General features: G+C 45.3%; 16 protein-coding genes. All 16 read left to right on the top strand.

Annotated features, from left to right (window positions below; all coding sequences use genetic code 11):
- The first annotated feature begins 3 nt into the window (after nucleotides 1–3).
- The 16 genes from mutL to L5L94_RS13630 all read left to right on the top strand — a co-directional run bounded on the left by mutL (nucleotide 4) and on the right by L5L94_RS13630 (nucleotide 17,907).
- Entirely contained in the window at nucleotides 4–1,917 is a 1,914-nt protein-coding gene (gene mutL / locus L5L94_RS13705; RefSeq protein WP_411569223.1) for a DNA mismatch repair endonuclease MutL, read from the top strand.
- A complete protein-coding gene (miaA, locus tag L5L94_RS13700; protein ID WP_263163629.1) occupies nucleotides 1,910–2,836 on the top strand; it encodes a tRNA (adenosine(37)-N6)-dimethylallyltransferase MiaA in 927 nt (308 codons plus the stop codon). Before mutL ends, miaA begins: the two co-directional genes overlap by 8 nt.
- Nucleotides 2,837–2,928: 92 nt before the next feature.
- Nucleotides 2,929–3,201 (top strand): RNA chaperone Hfq, encoded by a 273-nt coding sequence (gene hfq / locus L5L94_RS13695; RefSeq protein ID WP_263163627.1) that lies wholly within the window; start codon nucleotides 2,929–2,931, stop codon nucleotides 3,199–3,201.
- 23 nt (nucleotides 3,202–3,224) lie between these two features.
- Nucleotides 3,225–4,532 (top strand): ribosome rescue GTPase HflX, encoded by a 1,308-nt coding sequence (gene hflX / locus L5L94_RS13690; protein WP_028761769.1) that lies wholly within the window; start codon nucleotides 3,225–3,227, stop codon nucleotides 4,530–4,532.
- A 36-nt stretch (nucleotides 4,533–4,568) separates the two neighbouring features.
- On the top strand, nucleotides 4,569–5,708 hold the full coding sequence (hflK, locus tag L5L94_RS13685; RefSeq protein WP_028761770.1) for an FtsH protease activity modulator HflK: 1,140 nt from the start codon (nucleotides 4,569–4,571) through the stop codon (nucleotides 5,706–5,708).
- Between the two features lie 3 nt (nucleotides 5,709–5,711).
- The gene (gene hflC, locus L5L94_RS13680; RefSeq protein WP_113939145.1) at nucleotides 5,712–6,605 is read left to right on the top strand and encodes a protease modulator HflC; all 894 of its coding nucleotides are present in this window, start codon (nucleotides 5,712–5,714) and stop codon (nucleotides 6,603–6,605) included.
- A 370-nt stretch (nucleotides 6,606–6,975) separates the two neighbouring features.
- Entirely contained in the window at nucleotides 6,976–7,566 is a 591-nt protein-coding gene (gene petA / locus L5L94_RS13675; protein ID WP_006080059.1) for a ubiquinol-cytochrome c reductase iron-sulfur subunit, read from the top strand.
- Nucleotides 7,566–8,780, top strand: a complete 1,215-nt coding sequence (locus L5L94_RS13670; protein ID WP_105250274.1) for a cytochrome b — start codon at nucleotides 7,566–7,568, stop codon at nucleotides 8,778–8,780. The genes petA and L5L94_RS13670 overlap by 1 nt, the downstream gene beginning before the upstream one ends.
- Nucleotides 8,780–9,478 carry a cytochrome c1 gene (locus L5L94_RS13665; RefSeq protein ID WP_105250273.1) on the top strand — a complete coding sequence of 233 codons (699 nt, stop codon included), beginning with the start codon at nucleotides 8,780–8,782 and terminating at the stop codon, nucleotides 9,476–9,478. Before L5L94_RS13670 ends, L5L94_RS13665 begins: the two co-directional genes overlap by 1 nt.
- 96 nt (nucleotides 9,479–9,574) lie before the next feature.
- The gene (gene sspA / locus L5L94_RS13660; protein ID WP_006080065.1) at nucleotides 9,575–10,204 is read left to right on the top strand and encodes a stringent starvation protein SspA; all 630 of its coding nucleotides are present in this window, start codon (nucleotides 9,575–9,577) and stop codon (nucleotides 10,202–10,204) included.
- Nucleotides 10,204–10,641, top strand: a complete 438-nt coding sequence (locus tag L5L94_RS13655; protein ID WP_105250272.1) for a ClpXP protease specificity-enhancing factor — start codon at nucleotides 10,204–10,206, stop codon at nucleotides 10,639–10,641. The genes sspA and L5L94_RS13655 overlap by 1 nt, the downstream gene beginning before the upstream one ends.
- Nucleotides 10,642–10,819: 178 nt before the next feature.
- Nucleotides 10,820–11,404: an anthranilate synthase component II gene (locus tag L5L94_RS13650; protein WP_263163625.1), complete on the top strand. Its 585-nt coding sequence runs from the start codon at nucleotides 10,820–10,822 to the stop codon at nucleotides 11,402–11,404.
- 179 nt (nucleotides 11,405–11,583) lie between these two features.
- Nucleotides 11,584–14,064: a S9 family peptidase gene (locus L5L94_RS13645; protein WP_263163623.1), complete on the top strand. Its 2,481-nt coding sequence runs from the start codon at nucleotides 11,584–11,586 to the stop codon at nucleotides 14,062–14,064.
- A gap of 205 nt (nucleotides 14,065–14,269) precedes the next feature.
- The gene (locus L5L94_RS13640) at nucleotides 14,270–15,415 is read left to right on the top strand and encodes an HDOD domain-containing protein (protein WP_263163622.1); all 1,146 of its coding nucleotides are present in this window, start codon (nucleotides 14,270–14,272) and stop codon (nucleotides 15,413–15,415) included.
- A gap of 54 nt (nucleotides 15,416–15,469) precedes the next feature.
- Nucleotides 15,470–16,381 (top strand): alpha/beta hydrolase, encoded by a 912-nt coding sequence (locus L5L94_RS13635; RefSeq protein WP_263163620.1) that lies wholly within the window; start codon nucleotides 15,470–15,472, stop codon nucleotides 16,379–16,381.
- Nucleotides 16,382–16,689: 308 nt separating this feature from the next.
- Nucleotides 16,690–17,907 carry an aspartate aminotransferase family protein gene (locus L5L94_RS13630; protein ID WP_263163619.1) on the top strand — a complete coding sequence of 406 codons (1,218 nt, stop codon included), beginning with the start codon at nucleotides 16,690–16,692 and terminating at the stop codon, nucleotides 17,905–17,907.
- The last annotated feature ends 105 nt before the right edge of the window (nucleotides 17,908–18,012 follow it).

Here is an 18,012-nt window from a genome sequence, read left to right as displayed (position 1 = left end):
ATGATGGGCATTCAGATCCTGCCTCCGCAATTAGCCAACCAAATTGCGGCGGGGGAAGTGGTTGAGAGACCCGCTTCCGTAGTCAAAGAATTGGTCGAGAATAGCCTCGACGCAGGAGCGAGCCGAGTCGATATTGAAATCGACAAAGGCGGCAGCAAGCTGATTAAAATTCGCGATAACGGCTCTGGTATACCTAAAGATGAACTCGCTCTGGCCTTATCGCGCCATGCGACCTCAAAGCTGCACACTTTAGACGATCTCGAAGCTATCCTTAGTTTTGGTTTCCGTGGTGAAGCGCTAGCCAGTATCAGCTCAGTCTCACGTTTAACTTTAACGTCACGCACGGCTGAGCAAACCGAAGCATGGCAAGCCAATGCTGAAGGTGCCGACATGGCAGTTAAAGTGATGCCCGCCGCGCATCCAGTAGGTTCGACGATTGAAGTGGTGGATTTATTCTTTAATACACCGGCTCGTAGACGCTTTTTAAAGAGTGACAAAACCGAATTTACCCATATCGATGAATGGTTAAAGCGCATTGCATTAGTGCGTGGGGATATCCATTTCACGCTGACGCATAACGGTAAGATAGTACGTAATTATCGTCCTGCCATGAATGAAGCCCAGTATTTACAGCGTTTAACGCAAGTGTGTGGCCGTCCATTTGCCGAGCAAGCGCTTAAGATTGAATGCCAACACGATGATTTGCGCCTCAGTGGCTATTTGCAGTCACCTTGGTCACCGGTTATCAGCGATACCCATTACTTTTATGTCAATGGACGCCTTATCCGTGATCGCTTGGTCAATCATGCAGTGCGTCAAGCCTTTGCCCAAAAAGCAGAACTTGAACAACCCAGCTACGTGCTGATGTTGGATATCGATCCCCATCAAGTGGATGTTAACGTGCATCCCGCTAAGCATGAGGTGCGATTCCATCAGAGTCGCTATGTGCATGATTATATTCTGCAAGCATTGCAATCGGCGCTGGAAGAAGCAGGAGAGCTCAACTTCGTTCACTCAAGCTCTTTGGGTGAGGTTGAAGATGTGTTTGTGGATGCCCCGATAAGCGCCACTGAAATCTCAGCCCCTTTTGTATTTGGCGCTGATTCAGCTCAAGTTAATACGCAAGCTGATACACTTGAGTCTGCTCAAGATTCAGTTGCCCCTGCCGTTCAAGTAAAGTATGTAGGTGCAGGACGAGAAGGCGCCAGTTTTGGCACTCAAACGAATGCTTTTGGCAGCATGACAACACCAAGAGACAGCAGCCGTGGCAGTTATTCTGCAGGTGAATCTCGGCAACGTACTGAATTACCGTCAAAGGCGGCAATAGCAAGTTATGGTGCTTTACTGCAAACCCCTTCTTACAGTGTAAAAGATCAAGATTATCAGTCTGTGTTACCTATGCCATTGATATTAGATGGGCAATATTGGGTGATGACGTCGGAAGATAAACTCAGTCTATTATCAATAAAATCAGTAGCATTGGCGACGCGATGTCAAGAGATTGAAGCTAAGCTAGCGACTGGGTTAATTGGTCAGCCTTTATTGATGCCAGTGTCTGTCGCGGCTGATGCGGATTGGCAGGCTGTGCTCACTGAACACGACACGCTGATCCGCCAATTAGGTTTAGAACTAACAATTCGTTACCAGCAGTTGATTATTAAAAAAGTGCCCCCATATATCAGAGAGAGCCAGTTAGCCAAAGTGATCCCTGAATGGCTACAATCACTACGTTTTGAAACACCTGCGCCGAGCGCATTGGCGTTTTGGTTGGCAAAACACAGTTTAACGGGATTCGTTTCGGCACCAGAAGTCTGGGCAGCATTTTCGCAGTTAGCTGAAGAGAAAAAACAGCTTATTGCCAACAAAGCGATATTCTTACCTTGGCAATCGTGGCTAGAAGAGCAAGCAAGTGAATAAAGAATTACAGCCTAAAGTGTTATTTTTGATGGGGCCAACGGCCTCAGGTAAGACAGCTTTAGCATTAGAATTGGCCGAAAAGCATAACTGTGAAATCATTTCGGTCGATTCGGCATTAATTTATCGTGGTATGGACATTGGCAGTGCTAAGCCTTCAGCAGACGAACTGGCTCGCGGGCCGCACAGATTAATTGATATTCGTGATCCCAGTGAAAGTTATTCGGTAGCCGACTTTAGAGCCGATGCAATAGCCCAGATAGAAGAGATTGTCAGCATGGGGAAAACGCCAGTATTAGTTGGCGGAACCATGATGTATTTCAAAGCGTTACTCGAAGGTTTGTCACCTTTGCCGAGTGCGGACGACGCCATTAGGGCCGAGATCCAAGCGGAGGCGGATGAAAAGGGATGGGAAGCACTGCATGACCAATTAAGGGAGATAGATCCCGTGTCGGCAGAAAGAATTCATCCTAATGATCCACAAAGACTTTCAAGAGCGCTGGAAGTCTATAGAATAAGCGGCAAGAGCATGACTGAGTTGACTCAGACCAAGTCAGCTCCCTTGCCCTATGACGTAGTGCAGTTTGCTATTGCACCGCGCGAACGCAAAGTGTTACATGACTTAATAGCGCAACGTTTTGCGCTTATGCTCAAACAGGGCTTTATTGAGGAAGTCACAGAGCTAAAAGCCCGTGGAGACTTGCATTTAGACTTGCCTTCAATGCGTTGTGTCGGTTATCGACAGTGCTGGCAATACCTAGATGGTGAGTTTGACTATGATACTATGGTCGAAAAAGCGGTTGCTGCTACTAGGCAATTGGCTAAGCGTCAATTAACATGGTTGCGGAGTTGGCCAGAGTTGAATTGGCTTGAAAGTGGTGCTGAGGGGAATTTAGTTATACTTATGCGTCAATGCCGCTAGCTTATTAGCCCTTGCTGTATAATACTAAAACTAAACAAAAAACTATCACTGATATCGATTTATTTTATATAAATTAAAAAGGAAATAATAAAATGGCTAAGGGGCAATCTTTACAAGACCCATTTTTGAACGCATTGCGTCGCGAGCGCGTTCCTGTATCAATTTACTTGGTTAACGGCATTAAACTCCAAGGACAGGTAGAGTCGTTTGATCAATTTGTCATTCTGTTGAAAAATACAGTGAGCCAAATGGTTTATAAACACGCTATTTCTACTGTTGTGCCAGCACGCCCATTCAACGTTACTGGTCACCAAAATGCCCAAGGCGGATATGGTGTTCAAGATGATGCGCCTAGTGGCGAATAAGTATTATCTGAGGAGTTTGCTTCTTGTTTGATCGTTATGAGGCGGGAGAAACTGCGGTTCTTGTCCATATCGACTTTTCCGATGAGGAACGCCGAGAAGATTTAGTCGAGCTGCAGCTATTAGTAGAATCAGCTGGGGCAAGATCAGTCGGGGTGATTACTGGAAGTCGACGTTCACCGGATCGCAAATTTTTTGTGGGTTCTGGTAAAGCCGAAGAGTTAGCTGCATTAGTGGCGGCGACTGAAGCCAATGTGGTGATTTTTAATCATGCATTGAGTCCAGCCCAAGAGCGTAATCTTGAGCAAGTGTGTCAGTGTCGTGTGCTCGACCGTACGACACTTATTCTCGATATTTTTGCCCAAAGAGCGCGAACTCACGAAGGTAAGTTACAGGTGGAGCTAGCGCAATTGCGCCATATGTCGACTCGCCTGATCCGTGGTTGGACGCATCTTGAAAGGCAAAAGGGCGGTATTGGTTTACGTGGTCCAGGGGAAACCCAGCTCGAAACCGATAGACGTTTGCTCAGAGGACGAATTAAAAATATCAACAAACGCTTAGAGCGAGTTGATAAGCAACGTGAACAGAGTCGACGTGCACGTAAGCGTAGTGATTTGTCGACAGTTTCATTAGTCGGCTACACAAACGCGGGTAAATCAACGCTGTTTAATGCCCTAACATCATCTGATGTTTATGCTGCAGATCAGCTATTTGCCACACTCGATCCTACGCTAAGAAAGTTAGATTTACCTGATGGTGCCGTGATATTAGCGGATACTGTCGGGTTTATTCGTCATTTGCCCCATGATCTCGTTGCTGCATTTAAGGCAACCTTACAAGAGACAAGGCAAGCTGAGTTATTACTACACATAGTTGATTGTGCAGATGAAAACATGGCGGATAATTTTGATCAGGTTCAATCTGTACTGAAAGACATCCAAGCCGATGAAGTCATGCAACTCGTGGTCTGTAACAAAATCGATTTACTCGAAGATGTGACGCCAAGAATTGAATATAACGACATAGGCAAACCCGTTCGAGTTTGGGTTTCAGCACAGAAGCGTTTAGGATTTGATTTGCTATTGAAAGCCATCACTGAGCTTATTGGTGAGGTGATTAAAGAGCTAACACTTAGAATTCCGGCAACTGCTGGACATTATCTTGGCCAGTTTTATCGACTGGATGCGATACAGCAGAAAGAGTACGACGATCTGGGGAACTGTATTTTGTCTGTTCGTTTATCGGACGCCGATTGGCGCCGATTAACAAAACAGAGTCAGGGTGAGTTAGAAACCTTCATCTTCGAAGATTCGATAGATGAAGCTGTTTGTTAATAATCTAATTTATTTCATCCACTTATGGAGTGCTAAATGGCTTGGAACGAGCCCGGTAACAAGGGTAATGATCCTTGGGGAAATAAAGGTGGTAACGACAAAGGACCACCGGACCTTGACGAGGTTTTTCGTAATCTTTCAAAGCGCTTTGGCGGCAAAGGAAATGGCTCAGGCCAGTCTTTTAGTTCGTTTAGCCTAATCATCATTCTTGCTGTTGCTGTAGTTGTTTGGGGACTTTCGGGTTTTTATACAATTAAAGAAGCTGAGCGTGGTGTGGCACTGCGATTTGGTAAACACGCTGGCGAAATTGGCCCTGGACTTCATTGGAAAGCCACATTTATCGACCAAATTTATCCCGTCGACATTCAATCGGTTCGCTCTATTCCTGCGTCTGGTAGCATGCTGACATCCGATGAAAACGTCGTGAAAGTTGAGCTTGATGTTCAGTATCGTATTTTAGATGCTTACTCATATCTATTTAGTGCCGTCGATGCGAACGCCAGTTTGCGTGAAGCGACTGACAGTGCACTGCGTTATGTCATTGGACATAACAAGATGGATGATATTCTGACTACGGGCCGTGATGCTATTCGTCGCGATACGTGGAAAGAGTTAGAGCGCATTCTTGAACCGTACAAATTGGGTCTTGCTGTTGTTGACGTAAACTTCTTACCGGCACGTCCGCCAGAAGAAGTGAAAGACGCCTTCGATGATGCGATTTCTGCCCAAGAAGATGAACAACGTTTTATTCGTGAAGCTGAAGCTTATGCCCGTGAAATTGAACCAAAAGCTCGTGGTGAAGTTGAACGTATGGCACAACAAGCGAATGCTTACAAAGAGCGTGAAGTCTTAGAAGCTCGCGGTAAAGTGGCTCGTTTTGAGTTGTTATTACCAGAGTATCAAGCTGCGCCTGAAGTGACTCGTAAGCGTTTGTATCTTGATACAATGCAGCAAGTGATGACAGATACGAATAAAGTGCTGATTGATGCTAAGAACAACGGCAACTTAATGTACCTACCGCTAGATAAGTTAATTCAGCAGAAGCCTGCGACAAATGAGCTGGAAGCTAAGCCACAGCAAAATGTTAATTCTTCATCTGTATCAACGACTCGCGCGAATGAGCCTTTGAGTGGACGTCCATCCCGCGATGATCGTACTCGCCAAGGGAGGGAGTAATCCATGGGTAGATTAAGCGTTATTCTTATCGCCGTGCTCTTAGGTATTGGTTTGTCATCTTTAATGGTGGTGAATGAAGGCGAGCGCGCTATTGTGGCGCGTTTCGGTGAAATTTTAAAAGACGACGTTGACGGTAAGCAAGTCACCCGCGTCTACGGCCCAGGCCTGCACATGAAAGTGCCTGTGATCGATAAAGTAAAATTACTCGATGCCCGTATTCAAACACTTGATGGTGCAGCTGATCGTTTTGTAACTTCAGAGAAGAAAGACCTTATGGTCGATTCCTATGTGAAGTGGCGCATTATGGATTTCGAAAAATATTACCTGTCTACAAACGGTGGTATTAAGTCGAATGCAGAATCGCTATTACAACGTAAGATCAACAACGATTTACGCACAGAGTTTGGTCGTCGCACTATTAGAGAGATTGTTTCTGGTAAGCGTGATGAACTGCAAAATGATGCGTTATCCAATGCCTCAGAAAGTGCAAAAGACTTAGGTATTGAAGTTGTTGATGTGCGTGTAAAGCAAATCAATCTACCGGCTAACGTCAGTAACAGTATTTACCAGCGTATGCGTGCAGAGCGTCAAGCTGTGGCAAAAGAGCATAGAGCGCAAGGTAAAGAACAGTCTGAAATTATTCGTGCAACGATAGATGCCAATGTGACGGTGAAGATTGCCGAAGCTGAACGTAAAGCCTTAACCATTCGAGGTGAAGGAGATGCGTTAGCAGCGAAGATATATTCTGATGCTTACAACAAAGATGCTGAGTTCTTCGGTTTTGTTCGTAGCTTAGAGGCTTATCGAGCCAGCTTCTCAGGCAAGTCCGATATTATGGTGTTAGAGCCTGATAGCGAATTCTTCAAGTATATGAAGAGCACTGCACCTAAGAAGTAATGCATTAAAAGTATTGATTTAATAGGTCCTGTTACTCAGGGCCTATTTTTTTATCTGGCGATTGTTAACTTAGTTTGAAAAGTCTGGGCTAATTTATATTAGCGATGCATGCTTTATGCCGATGTCACAGACAAGAAGCTTAAAATATGATCCAAATGAATTAAAATGGGTTAATAGTTGGGTCTTTTTTAGGCTTTTTTTAAAAAACACGCAATCTCCCTAACTTACTTGCGTGTTTTCACTATGATCTGCTTCTAATTTTTAGCTATAATGAGCCCCGCTTCAAACTTCGATTTTTGACCCTAGTGATGACTAAGGGCTGAAAGTCTTTGAAATATAAAAATTCCAACACCCTCTGGGAGATAAGTGGATGAGCAATGCGCCAGTCGATACCGGACGTCGCAGATTCCTGACAGCCGCAACCGCCGTAGTAGGTGGTGCTGGTGCCGTCGCTGTAGCGGTTCCTTTCATCAAGTCATGGAATCCGAGTGCCAAAGCGAAAGCTGCAGGTGCACCGGTCGAAGTAAATATCAGTAAAGTAGAGCCAGGTCAGCTGATCCGTGTTGAGTGGCGTGGAAAACCTGTATGGGTTGTCCGTCGCACAGATGCTGTGATCAATGAACTGCCAACACATGATGATAAGTTAAGAGATCCTGCTTCTGCTGAGATGCAGCAGCCTGATTATGCAACAAATCCTTTGCGCTCAATCAAGCCAGAGTATTTTATTGCTGTCGGTATTTGTACCCACCTCGGATGTTCACCTACTTATTTGCCAGATTCATTTGGTGAGCAAGTTGAAGGTGTCACTTCTGGTTTCTTCTGTCCATGTCATGGCTCTAAGTTCGATATGGCTGGTCGCGTTTTCCAAGGCGTACCTGCTCCATTGAACCTAGTTATCCCTCCACATCAATACGTTGATGATGGCACCGTGATTATCGGTGTAGATAAAGGAGTGGCGTAATGGTTAAGAATTTAATTAATTGGATTGATGCGCGTATCCCAATGACGGCGACTTATAACCGTCACGTGGGCCAATACGCTACGCCAACTAACTTTAACTTTTGGTATTTTTTCGGTTCGCTAGCGATGTTGGTATTGGTTAACCAATTACTGACAGGTATCTGGTTGACGATGAACTATGTACCAACAGCAGAAGGCGCATTTGCCTCTGTTGAATACATAATGCGTGATGTTGAATACGGTTGGTTGCTGCGTTATATGCACTCAACGGGTGCATCAGCTTTCTTCGTTGTGATCTATCTGCACATGTTCCGTGGTTTAATTTACGGTTCATATCAGAAGCCTAGAGAACTACTGTGGCTGTTCGGTATGTTAATTTTCCTCGTGTTGATGGCCGAAGCCTTTATGGGTTATTTGCTGCCATGGGGTCAAATGTCATATTGGGGCGCGCAGGTAATTATCTCTCTGTTCGGTGCGATTCCAGTTATTGGTGACGACTTAACCCTGTGGATCCGTGGTGACTACGTGATCTCTGGCGCAACGCTGAACCGTTTCTTTGCGCTGCACGTTATTGCTCTGCCGCTAGTATTAGTCGTACTCGTGTTTTTACACTTAATTGCGCTGCATGAAGTGGGTTCTAACAACCCTGACGGTATCGAAATCAAGAAGAACAAAGACGAAAATGGCTGGCCAGTTGACGGTATTCCATTCCACCCATATTACACTGTAAAAGACATCATGGGCGTCGCGGGCTTCCTGATAGTGTTCTGCTATGTGTTGTTCTTTATTCCTGAAGGCGGTGGTTACTTCCTTGAAAAGCCAAACTTTGAAGCGGCTAACTCGATGAAGACACCTGAACACATTGCACCCGTTTGGTACTTCACTCCTTTTTACGCCATTTTACGTGCAGTGCCTGATAAATTGGGTGGCGTGATAATGATGGGTCTGTCGATTGCAGTACTGTTCGTATTGCCTTGGTTAGATCGCTGTAAAGTGAAGTCAGTTCGCTACCGTAGTACGCTACATAAGCTGAACATTGCTCAATTTGCTATATCTTTCATAGTATTGGGTTATTTAGGGGTAGTGCCTGCCACGCCGACGCTGACGATAGTTGCACAGGTGTTTACTTTCACTTACTTTGGTTTCTTTGTGGCGCTGTGGGTATACAGCAAGAATGAAAAAACTAAACCTGTTCCAGCGAGGTTGACACACTAATGAAAAAATTATTGATTGCATTAGTTACCTTGTTGCCGACGTTGGCTATGGCCGCGAGCGGACATAAAATTCATTTAGAAGATGCCAATGTTGATCTGCATGATAAAGCTTCTTTAGAGCGTGGTGTGGACCTGTTCCAACATTACTGTTCTGGTTGCCACAGCACTCAGTATCAACGTTATGAACGTGTAGCGACCGATATCGGTATCTCTGCGGATGATATGCGTAATAAGTATATGTTCACCGATGCTAAAATTGGTGAGTTGATGCAAAACGCTATTCCACCTAAAGATGCTGCTAAATGGTTTGGTGCTACACCGCCAGACTTAACTTTAGTTGCTCGCGTGCGTGGTGAAGATTGGGTTTATTCCTATCTGAAAGGCTTCTATAAAGATCCAAGTCGCCCATTTGGTGTGAATAACACAGTATTCCCATCTGTTGGTATGCCACATGTACTCGAAGAGTTACAAGGCACACCAGTTAAACAAGAAGATGGCACTATTGTGGTGACTGGCGGTAAATTGAATGCGGAAGAATACGACCAAGCAGTACGTGATATCACTGGCTTCTTAGTTTATTCGGCTGAACCTGTTAAGCTAGAGCGTCAAGCTATGGGCTGGTGGGTACTCGGATTCCTATTTATATTCTTTATTGTGGCCTACCTCTTGAAGAAAGAGTATTGGAAAGATGTACACTAGGCACCAATAACGGGTAAAATGTAATATCCGCATAGTGTAAACGGGGGGCTTTGCCCCTCGTTTACTTTTGTTTTATTTCGATTCTGGAGGGTATCAATGGCTGTTGCTGCCAACAAACGCTCTATCATGACACTGTTTTCAGGTGCTGATGATCTGTATAGCCATCAAGTACGTATCGTGTTAGCTGAGAAAGGGGTTACTGTTGATGTTTTACAGGTCGACCCTAACGAAATGCCTGAGGATTTGCTCGAAGTAAATCCATATAACTCAGTGCCAACTTTGGTAGACCGTGAACTCGTTTTATATGAATCACGCATTATCATGGAATATTTGGATGAGCGTTTTCCTCATCCGCCTTTGATGCCAGTTTATCCAGTGTCTCGCGGCCAAAGCCGTTTGATGATGCATCGCATCGATACTGACTGGTATTCGCTCGTTGACCGTATCCGTAAAGGTGATCGTGTTGAAGCGGCTCGTAAAGAGTTGACTGAAAGCCTGATCGCAATTGCGCCTATCTTCGGTGAAGTGCCTTACTTCATGAGCGAAGAATTTGGTCTAGCGGATTGCTACCTTGGCCCATTGTTGTGGCGCTTACCTGTATTAGGTATTGAGCTAGATAGCCGTGTAGCTAAAGATATCAAAGCGTATATGACACGTATTTTTGAGCGTGAATCGTTTAAAGCTTCTTTAACTGAAGCCGAACGCGAAATGCGCATGGGTATGTAATGAAACCTTTGACTCCAAATCGTCCTTATTTACTAAGGGCTTACTATGATTGGTTGATGGACAACCAATTGACTCCTCATGTTGTGGTTGATGCCTTTGTTGAAGGCACTCAAGTACCGCAGCAATACGTGAAGGATGGCCAGATAGTGTTGAATATCGCTGCTGGCGCAGTGGGCAATTTGCAAATTAGCAATGAGTGTGTGGAGTTCAATGCGCGTTTTGGTGGTGTTCCTCAGCAGGTGATGTTGCCAATGGCGTCGATTGTCGCTATTTATGCCCGTGAAAACGGTGCTGGCACTGTCTTCGATATCGAAGATGCTTACCTGATGGACGATGAAGTCGATTCATCTTTATCCGTTGTTGAAACAACAGATAAAGCGTTTGAACCGACAGATGAGCCCCCTAAACGTCGCAGTCATTTAACTGTGGTTAAATAACTGTGGTGAAATGCCCAAGTCGTTTAAAAACTAAGCCAGTCTAATGACTGGCTTTTTTGTCGCTGTATTTTATCGCCGTAATTGGTTAAACCTTAAGTACAAGGTGTGATAGCATTTGCGCCCGCATTCATCCGTTAGATATGCGTTACCTTTACCCATTTAGACCAATGGATCTTGTATGTTGCTAATGATCGATAATTACGACTCTTTCACCTTTAACTTAGTGCAGTATTTTCAGCAGCTAGGGCAAGAGATAGTGGTTAAACGTAATGATGAAATTAGCCTAGCCGACATCGAGGCGCTTGCGCCGACTCATCTAGTGATTTCGCCCGGACCTTGCACACCTAATGAGGCGGGGATCTCCCTCGCGGCGATTGAGCATTTTGCCACGTGCATGCCGATCCTAGGTGTCTGTTTGGGACATCAGGCGATGGCGCAGGTTTTTGGTGCCAATGTCGTGCGTGCCGAACGGGTGATGCACGGCAAGGTCAGTGCAATTACGCACACTGGACAGCGGTTATTTAAGGGATTAAATCAGCCTTTAACCGTGACACGTTATCACTCGTTACTGGTTGATGCAGTGCCTGAAGGTTTTGTACTCGATGCTTGGTTTGACGATGCAATTCACGGCCGAGAAATCATGGCCATGAGCCATCAAGACTTACCGCTTTATGGGGTGCAATTTCATCCCGAATCAATTCTCACCGAGCAAGGTCTCGAACTGTTAGCCAATTTTTTAGCGCAACCGGCTGTTCCCGTATAATTTCCTCGCCTTAAAAACTCTCCACACTATCAATTTCTGTTACAAGATTTATCCTTCTTTTAAGCAAGTTTAGCGATTAACTATGCTATAACTGCCGCAAAACTACGCGAATAGGCGAAACCAGCAGATAAGTAGACTGGGTCATTTAGCCATTGCGATAACAATAAAAGGAAGGATAAATGAGAAGCGTAATGCGAAATTTGGGTTTTAGTGCGTTAGCGGTTGCCGTATTGGCTGGGTGCGCAGCGACATCGACTGAAACTGCAACTCCCGTAATAGCTCCGCCAGCATTCCAAGTTCCCTTAGCCCAACCGCCACAAGTTTCACAGGCGCTTACGCTTAATCAAATTATGGCAAATCCTGATTGGATGGGGATCTTTGCCAAAGAGGCTTACTGGAGCGACGATAGCCAAAGCGTGCTGTTTGCCCGCCAAGCGAGTACTTCACCTCTGCGTAGCTATTATCAGCAAGGCATCAATGACAGCCGCGCCGTCGAGCTAGCTCTCGATAAGTTACATGCCGCAGATCAGCAGTTTGGCGTGTTTGATCGCACTAAGTCCCACAAGGCTTACCTATATCAAGGCAACATTTTTGTTAAGCAATTAAGCACGGGTAAAATCAGCCAACTGACTCGCCAGCGTAGCGCCATCGATGGTGTGCGTTATCTCAATAATGGCGATATCGCCTATTGGCAGGGCGACAATGTTTTCCAGATCCATCAAGATTCTGGCTTAGTCGAGCAACTTGCTGAAATTAAAATGGCGAAAGCACCAGAAGCGGTAAAAGAGCCGACGTCTTATATTACGAAACAACAGCACAGATTGATTCAGTATGTGGCGCTGCAGCAAGAAAATGCTAAAACTAAAGCGCAGTATCAAGATGAATTACAAAAAAACGATCCAACGCTCGCCGCCAGCACTTGGTATTTAGGCGATAGCGAAGTGGTGTCAGAGCTGAGTTTATCACCCGATGGCCGCTATATTTTAGTCACTCTTACAGATAAAAATTACACAGGTAGCAGCGAACACGACATCATGCCTAATTACTTAGGTAGTGAAGGTTATATCGACCCAGTGCCAGTGCGCGCGCGCGTGGCTGAAGATACGCCACCAGGGCAACGTTTTGTGGTGCTTGATTTAAACCAACATAAAAATGTCGATATCACCATCGAGGGCCTTACTGGTTTTGATGAGGATGTGCTAGCCAAAGTGAAAGCTGAAAATGCTAAAGCGAAAGGCGAAACTTATCAAAGCACTAAATCGCCACGTAAAATTCAGTTGATGCAGGATTGGGGCTGGACTCAGAGTGCGATTCAATGGCATGAGTCGGAAAATAAATTAGCCCTGATGCTAGAAGCAACTGATAATAAAGATCGCTGGATCGCCAGTGTCGATCTTGCTAAGGGTAAATTCATTACCGAACATCGTTTACATGATGATGCATGGGTGAATTACGATTACAACCAATTCGGTTGGTTACCGGATACGGATACCTTGTATTACTTGTCAGAAGAGTCCGGTTATTCGCAGCTTTATATTAAAGCTCAAGGCGAAAAACCGCGTGCGTTAACCCAAGGCAAGTTTGTCGTGAGTGATATTACGCTGTCACCGGATGCCAATTACATCTATTACAAAGCGAACCAGAGTCACCCCGGTATTTATAATGTTCACCGCGTGAATCTTGCCACAGGTAAAAATGAGCAACTAACCCAGTGGGATGGCAACTTAGATTACAGCTTAAGCCCCGATGGCACTCAGCTATTACTCAATGCCTCACGCCGCACACAGCCTAATGAACTCTATGTTCAACCCATTGGCGGCGAGTTAAAGCAGCTGACGTCTTATACCAGTGATGCCTTCAAAAATTACCCATGGCAAGCGCCAGAAGTGGTAGCTGTACATTCAAATCATGGTGCTGGCAATGTGTACGCTCGAGTTTATCTGCCGCAAGGCTATGATAAGTCCCGCGCTGAGAAATATCCTGCGGTGATTTTCAATCACGGCGCAGGTTATCTGCAGAATGCCGATTATGGTTTTAGCGGTTATTTTCGCGAGTTTATGTTCCACAACCTGCTGACTCAACAAGGTTATGTTGTGATGGACATGGATTACCGTGGCTCTAAAGGTTACGGCCGAGATTGGCGCACTGCTATTTATCGCAATATGGGTCATCCAGAAGTGGAAGACTTAAAGGATGGCGTAACGTGGATGGCGACTCATACCCATGTCGATACTAAGCGTGTCGGGACTTATGGTGGCTCTTACGGTGGATTCTTAACCTTTATGTCTTTGTTTACCGCGCCGGACTTGTTCCAAGCTGGAGCTGCATTGCGTCCTGTGGCGGACTGGGCACATTATAATGCGCCTTATACCTCTAATATCTTAAATACGCCTGATGTCGATCCTATCGCCTATGAGCGCAGCTCTCCTATTGAGCATGCCCAAGGATTAACTAAACCACTGCTTATCATGAGTGGCGTAATGGACGACAACGTTTTCTTCCAAGACAGTGTGCGTATGGTACAGCGCCTCATTGAACTGGAAAAACCAACCTTTGAAATGGCGATTTATCCTGTTGAGCCCCATGGTTTCCGTCAACCTTCTAGCTGGTTAGATGAATACCGCCGCATCTATAAGTTATTTGAACAAGAACTTAAATAATTCAGTTCGATTTCTTTTAAAGGTCTCCTAGTCGAGGCCTTTTTATTGGGTAACTGACTAGGAAATATCCGATATAACTCTTTGTTTGCGTTCTGCGACTTTGCATTATTGCTAAGATTAAGTGTATGTGCTGAAATTGTAATGATTTTGAGAGTTTGATTGTGTTGACGTCACTCGGGCATTAGCGATATAGGAAAGATTTATAGTGGCGATTTCGGTTGCGGGCGGTGTAAGACCCGGCAAAATTATAGAGATAGAACATAGGCTCTATCAACAATTGATCCTCGGAAAGCAAAAAGCGAGCCCGACTCTTTTGGATGAACTCGACCTTGAATTAGAGGCCGATGCAAATAAGTTAGATGTTGAACGCGAAGCGATTTTGGTGCGTTTGATGAAACAAATTAAAGCTAAAGAAGTGTTTGAAGCCGTATCGAGCCAGTTGCATGAAACTGTCATTAACGCCATCGAGCATCAACTCGCGTCCCCTGAATCTGTTCTTGCTAAGTCAGATATCAATGAGTCGCAAATCCTCTTGTTGGAATTATTGCTGGCAAAAAATCTCGATGCAACGCGATTAAGACCATTGATCAGTAGCTTAAATTGGTTGTGCCGCGACTTAACCAACATGGTCAACAGCCCATCTTTTCGCGCTCGCCGGTCTCAGAGTTCAGATGTGCGGGTCACTGATATCAAATTAGTGATGAATTACATCGGTATCGAAAACCTTCGCACCATTATCCCTTACTTTTGTTTGCGAAATTGGCTTCCTAGTGGCAATGCTAAGTTGTTATGGACTACCCGTAAATTATGGCGCTACAGCATAGTCAGTGGCATAGCGGCAAATGCTTTAGCTCAGCTTCATAATACTGACTCAGCCTTGGTTTATAGTAGTGCCTTACTTAATCAGTTAGGCACATCCGTTGTATTGAGTTTAAGTGCCCGTTTATTCGACCAAACATGGGGATCTTGGATAAGAGAAGCCAGTAGCAGCCGTGATAAGGAAGTGTATGATGCGGTGATTGCCACTGAGTTTCCTGCTAAGGCCGTGTTTGAACAAGTGTTAAGCCATGGCCTCAAACTTAATTGGCAATTATTAGAGTTACTTAAGTTTGAAGCGAGTCCCTTAACTCGGTTGTTAAAGGAGTTAGACCAAACCTTAAGTTATCGAGAATTGTCGCCTCAGTCGGCATTAGTCGCGCGGGCAAACTGTTATGCTAAGGTGGTATTACTCGAAGAAATGCGTCAAATCGATCCCCAAGAAAAGCGCTTAATGTTTGATTATTATGAGTTAACTGAGCAAGAAGTACTGCGCCTAAAAGCACAAAACTATAGGAAGTTAGATCTGCTGTAATCCTCGGTCTGCTACGTAGCGCCATGATTGCGGCGTTTAAGTAGAGGAAGGGATATGCCAAGCTGGCAAGCATCTGTACTAAATACCATTTTATCCTATGTCGCTAGGCCATCCATCAGTCGTGGACAGGCCAAAATGCCCTTAGCGCAAGTGCGTGAAAAGTTGCTTGAGCTTGATAGACGTTGGCTCCCTTGGCCGGATAAGTTAGTCAGCGCTACCATCCCCTTACAACACTCAAACTTGTTACATTATGTGCTTCTCAACGAACCTTCTCGCCTTGGAAGTCTGTTTTATATCCGTGGCGGAGGCTTCTGTTTTAAAACGCCCCATGCCCATGCAAGATTAGTCGCAGATATCTGCCAGCGTTGTCAATTAGATGCTTATATTCCTGATTATCGTCTCTCTCCTGAGCATCCTTTCCCCGCACCATTTGATGATGTGCTTGAAGCCTATAGGCGGTTAATTGAGCTGAAAGGCACGGAGAATTTGATCCTCATGGGTGACTCGGCGGGCGGCAATTTAGCCCTGAGTTTGTTGCTGGAATTAAAGCGTTTAGGCCTGCCTTTACCGACCGCCTGTATCTTACTATCGCCCGCGTTAGACTTAGCACTTACGGGGGATACTGAGTTGATACTCGCAGCCGACGATCCCTTCTTCACCATAGAGGCATTGCTGCGCTTACGTGGCGCTTATCTTGCGGGGGCCGATCCTATGTCGGCAAAAGTTTCCCCCTTACAGTGGAACTTGGCAGACCTGCCGCCCATCTTAGTGATTGCGGGTACGCGGGAGCTATTATTACAGGATTCTGAACGTTTAGTCGCCCAAATAAAAGCCTGTGGTGGTGAGATAACGGGCTGTTTTTACCCTAACATGCCCCATGTGTTTCCCTTGTTCAATTTATTGCCCGAAGCCCTTGAAGTGAGGTCGAAAATTGGCCATTTTGTGCTTTCACACTTGATTCGTTAAAATGGTGTAGTTATTCACATTCAGTGAATAGCTAGCAAAATGAGGGGCAAATAACTTTTTTTCTGACTAATTATGCTGCAAGCCATGGGCTTAACCGCTTGTATAGTTCTTAAACTGCAATCTTTATGCACTTTGGGTGGAAGTGCGTGGATTGATGTTTGTGAAAAACTGGTATTTTGATCACATTTTCGCTAATAATGGTTATTAATAGACACAAGCAATCCCAGTATCACTAACTCTAGATAAAGATACCTATGGGACTCTGACGGTGCAAGGCGCCGTTAAACAAACACAAAGGACGAAGAAGAATGAGCGTTGATATGAAGTTGGACCGTGCCCAGTTTGACGCAGTGATGGTGCCTAATTATACGCCTGCTGCCGTGATCCCTGTTCGTGGCGAAGGAAGCCGAGTTTGGGACCAAGAGGGCAACGAGTTTATCGATTTTGCTGGCGGTATTGCGGTAAATTGCTTAGGTCACTGTCATCCAGCCCTTGTGAATGCCCTTAAGACACAAGGTGAAAAATTATGGCATCTGTCAAACGTAATGACGAATGAGCCAGCCTTAGCATTAGCGACTAAATTAGTTAATAGCACGTTTGCCGACAAAGTGTATTTTGCCAACTCTGGCGCCGAAGCCAACGAAGCCGCATTAAAACTTGCCCGTCGTTATGCCTTAGAAAAACATGGCGTTGAGAAAGATGAAATCATAGCGTTCGATAAAGCTTTCCACGGCCGTACGTTCTTCACAGTCAGTGTCGGTGGACAAGCTGCCTATTCCGATGGTTTTGGTCCTAAGCCGCAGAGTATTACTCACCTGCCATTTAACGATGTTGCCGCCTTAGAAGCCGCAGTAACGGATAAGACTTGCGCCATCATGCTTGAGCCGCTGCAAGGCGAGGGCGGTATTATCGATGCCGATCCTGCATTCTTGAAAGCCGTGCGTGAATTGGCTAATAAGCACAATGCACTAGTGATTTTTGATGAAGTCCAAACGGGTGTGGGCCGTACTGGTGAACTTTACGCTTACATGGGTACTGAAATCGTGCCTGACATCTTAACCACAGCTAAAGCGCTCGGTGGTGGTTTCCCTATCGCAGCTATGCTGACAACGGCTGAGATTGCCGAGCATTTAAAAGTGGGCACTCATGGTTCTACCTACGGTGGTAACCCATTAGCCTGCGCTATCGGTAATGCTGTGTTAGATGTAGTGAACACACCTGAAGTGTTAGATGGCGTAAAACATCGCGAGCAGTTATTGCGTGATGGTTTGAGCAAAATCAATGAAAAATATCATGTTTTTTCAGAAGTACGCGGTAAAGGTTTACTCTTAGGGGCCGTTCTTAATGAACAATACCAAGGTCGTTCACGCGACTTTTTGGTGGCCTCTGTCGCTGAAGGCTTAATGAGCCTGATGGCGGGTGCTAACGTGGTGCGTTTTGCTCCTTCTCTGGTGATCCCTGAGGCAGATATTGCTGAAGGTCTAGCTCGTTTTGAACGTGCTGTGGCGAGCATAGCTGCCGCCTAAATGACCAAAGGAGTGCTGAATTTATTCGCACTCCTTTTTTGTCAGGGAATACTTACCTGCATCACTGCCTGTCTTTTTGAAGAGAGGTGCCCTGATGCACGGTAA

Source organism: Shewanella sp. SM21 (assembly GCF_025654335.1).
Classification (GTDB): domain Bacteria; phylum Pseudomonadota; class Gammaproteobacteria; order Enterobacterales; family Shewanellaceae; genus Shewanella; species Shewanella oncorhynchi.
The sequence above is the reverse complement of the archived record's forward strand: the minus strand, read 5'-3'. Positions and strand labels throughout refer to the sequence as shown.